4 protein-coding genes and 1 pseudogene are annotated in these 2,471 nt (G+C 54.4%); 3 read left to right on the forward strand and 2 right to left on the reverse strand.

Translation table 11 applies throughout. The features are described 5' to 3' along the window. Positions 1–188 (reverse strand): annotated as a pseudogene (locus tag ACXJJY_RS07800) (IS110 family transposase); the annotation flags it as partial. 175 nt (positions 189–363) lie between these two features. Between ACXJJY_RS07800 and ACXJJY_RS07805 the strand changes: the two are divergent. Further along, complete coding sequence (locus ACXJJY_RS07805; protein ID WP_456386715.1) at positions 364–600, forward strand: DUF4160 domain-containing protein; 237 nt, start codon at positions 364–366, stop codon at positions 598–600. After that, complete coding sequence (locus ACXJJY_RS07810; RefSeq protein WP_456386717.1) at positions 581–826, forward strand: DUF2442 domain-containing protein; 246 nt, start codon at positions 581–583, stop codon at positions 824–826. The genes ACXJJY_RS07805 and ACXJJY_RS07810 overlap by 20 nt, the downstream gene beginning before the upstream one ends. 3 nt (positions 827–829) lie before the next feature. On the opposite strand, the gene ACXJJY_RS07815 is transcribed toward ACXJJY_RS07810, so the two are convergent. Beyond that, on the reverse strand, positions 830–1,492 hold the full coding sequence (locus ACXJJY_RS07815; RefSeq protein ID WP_456386721.1) for a tyrosine-type recombinase/integrase: 663 nt from the start codon (positions 1,490–1,492) through the stop codon (positions 830–832). Between the two features lie 602 nt (positions 1,493–2,094). Between ACXJJY_RS07815 and ACXJJY_RS07820 the strand changes: the two genes are divergently transcribed. Next, positions 2,095–2,471 (forward strand): NAD(P)H-hydrate epimerase (locus ACXJJY_RS07820; protein WP_456386719.1); only part of this gene is annotated, 377 nt, incomplete at its 3' end.

Raw genomic sequence — 2,471 nt, forward strand, 5'->3', positions numbered from 1 at the left:
ATGCACTCCACGCAAACGACGATATCCTCACGAAATGGCTCGATCATGTGAAGAAATGTTCCGGGCTTCGTCCGGATATTCCGGTGCAGGCAGATAGCACCCTCCCGGTCCAGGACGCAAAGATACATTTTGTTGGTGTGCAGGTCGATTCCGCAGTAATAATTGTGTTGTTTCGTGTAAAATCTCATGAGAGGGCCTCCTTGGCCGAAGGTTGGTCTGGTCCTACTTCCATTATACCAGAGTTGGTCTGGTGCCGGGAGCGAGGGGGCCTTCTCTATTATCAAGGCGCTTCACCGGACGCGCTGCCGCGCGCCGATGAGTTCAGCCGTTATGCGATCAAGGATGATGAGGTAGCTACGTAATATGCCAACAATACTTAAAATCGGCCCCTATCGATTCTTTTTCTACAGTAATGAAAGAGGAGAACTACCCCATATTCATGTGCAGAGAGAGCGGTTTCTTGCTAAATTTTGGCTAAATCCCGTTTCGTTGGCTGGCTCTAAACGGTTTGCTTCACATGAATTGCGAACGATACAGAAGCATGTTGATAAAAACAGGGCAATATTTCTGGAGGCGTGGAATGAGCACATTAGCAGTTGAAACACACCCTTTGGCTCAGAGCGTTGAGTTTACCGATGATGATTTAATTGTGTCGTTGGTGGATGGCCGAAAAGTGATGGTCCCATTAGTTTGGTTCCCGCGCTTGGCCGATGCCACAAAAACACAATTGGAGAACTATGAGCTTCTCGGAGATGGTGAAGGCATCCATTGGCCGGACCTAGATGAAGATCTCAGTGTGGCGGGATTGCTACGTGGAGATCACTAGCAGTCATCGCATAACGAATAAGGTTTTTTTATTAATCCCGAGCTCCCCGACCACGGCCTTCATGGCTGACTGGATACCGCTCCTGTCTAGGGGCCGATCAACCAGGCAGGCGTTTTTCAGGCCCCGCCTGCGGCTTGGGAAAAGAAGATCAGGATGGCGATGGACGGTCCAGAATCTCCGGAGAACGTGCAGTGTTTTCTCGGGCAGGGGTACCAGCCGGTCCTTGTTGCCCTTGGCGTCGCGGATATGGACCCGCATGTTGACAGAGTCGATATCGCCGACCTTCAGCCTGACTCCTTCACCAAGCCGGAGGCCCAGGCTGTAGAGGGTGAAGAAAAAGACCTTGTAGCTCAACCTGGCGGTTGCGGCAACCAGGTTGCTCACCTGCCTGGTGGAGAGAATATTCGGGATCCTGGACACCTTGGGCGGCTTGACCAGGGGAATCTCCTGCCAGTCCCTGTCCAGGACCCTGGTGTAGAAGAACTTGAGGCCATACAGGTCGAGCTTGACCGTGCTCCAGGAATGGCATGCCAGGAGATCGGTGAAATAGTCCAGCAACTGGTCTGAAGTCAGTCCATCGATGCGGCAGTCGAAATAGTTGCCGATCCGGCGGATAGCCCGGGAATAGGCGTCAATGGTCTTTGGCTGCATACCGGCGAGTTTCAGGCATTTGCAGTGTTTTCCTGGAGTTTAGAGTTTCGTAATCCTCCGCCACTACCCCGGCGGAGGCAGTGCTGTTGCCGACACATTGTTCTTTGACATCACGTTTCCTGGCCATTCAGGCTCGCCAGACATAGCTGACGAAGGTTCGTCCTGCATAGTTCCGGGGACATAGTTCCGGGGACACTATACTCATCTTCATCTCGCTTCAACTGACTGCCAATCCAAAGTCGAGGGACACCATACTGATTACCCGTCCGGACTCCTGTAAGATCCCGAGAATTCGGGTCAAAAGAGGGAGGTTATATTCAGCGCGTATAAAAGCGGTGGATCGATCGTCCTGCGAAGAGCCTCTTTCTTTTTTTATGGGGCATTGGCAACAGATTGGGTATATTTCCAGCGGAGTGTGGAAATTTTGGGAGGCACGCGCTCGCGACTGGTCGCATGGCGGCTCTGGAGGCTGGCGCGGCAACGTAGCAGACGCCTGCTGAACTGTAAAAATATCGCCGTCATCCAGATAAATTGCTGCCAACGGTGCACTGTCGCGGCTCACCTGGGTGGTTCTTTTTTCAGCAACTCCGCGCATTGCTTCCCTTCGAGGAGAGACCATGAAACTTGCCACCGCAGAAGAGATGCAGGGTCTGGACCGTCGGACCATCGAGGATATCGGTGTTCCGGGGATCGTGCTCATGGAAAATGCCGGCCGGGGCACGGTGGACCGGATGGAAGAGACGTTCGGGTCATTTCGGGACCGGAGCGTACTGATCTTTGTCGGGCCGGGCAACAATGGCGGTGACGGCCTGGTCGTTGCCCGCCATGTCCATCAGCGGGGCGGGTTTCCGCAGCTCTTTTTCCTGATCGATCCCGGGCGGCTGAAGGGTGATGCGGCCATCAACTGGCAGGTGGTGCGGCAGCTCGGCCTGCCGTTCCAGGTCACCGGGAGCGAAGAGGCCCTGGAGCAGGCCGTGGCCGCCATCGGCGAGAT

The organism is Desulfolithobacter sp. (assembly GCF_054025815.1).

Excerpts from the sequence above, each read along its gene's own strand:
- ACXJJY_RS07805 (WP_456386715.1), top strand. The coding sequence starts at position 364 with ATGCCAACAATACTTAAAATCGGCCCCTATCGATTCTTTTTCTACAGT.
- ACXJJY_RS07810 (WP_456386717.1), top strand. The coding sequence starts at position 581 with ATGAGCACATTAGCAGTTGAAACACACCCTTTGGCTCAGAGCGTTGAG.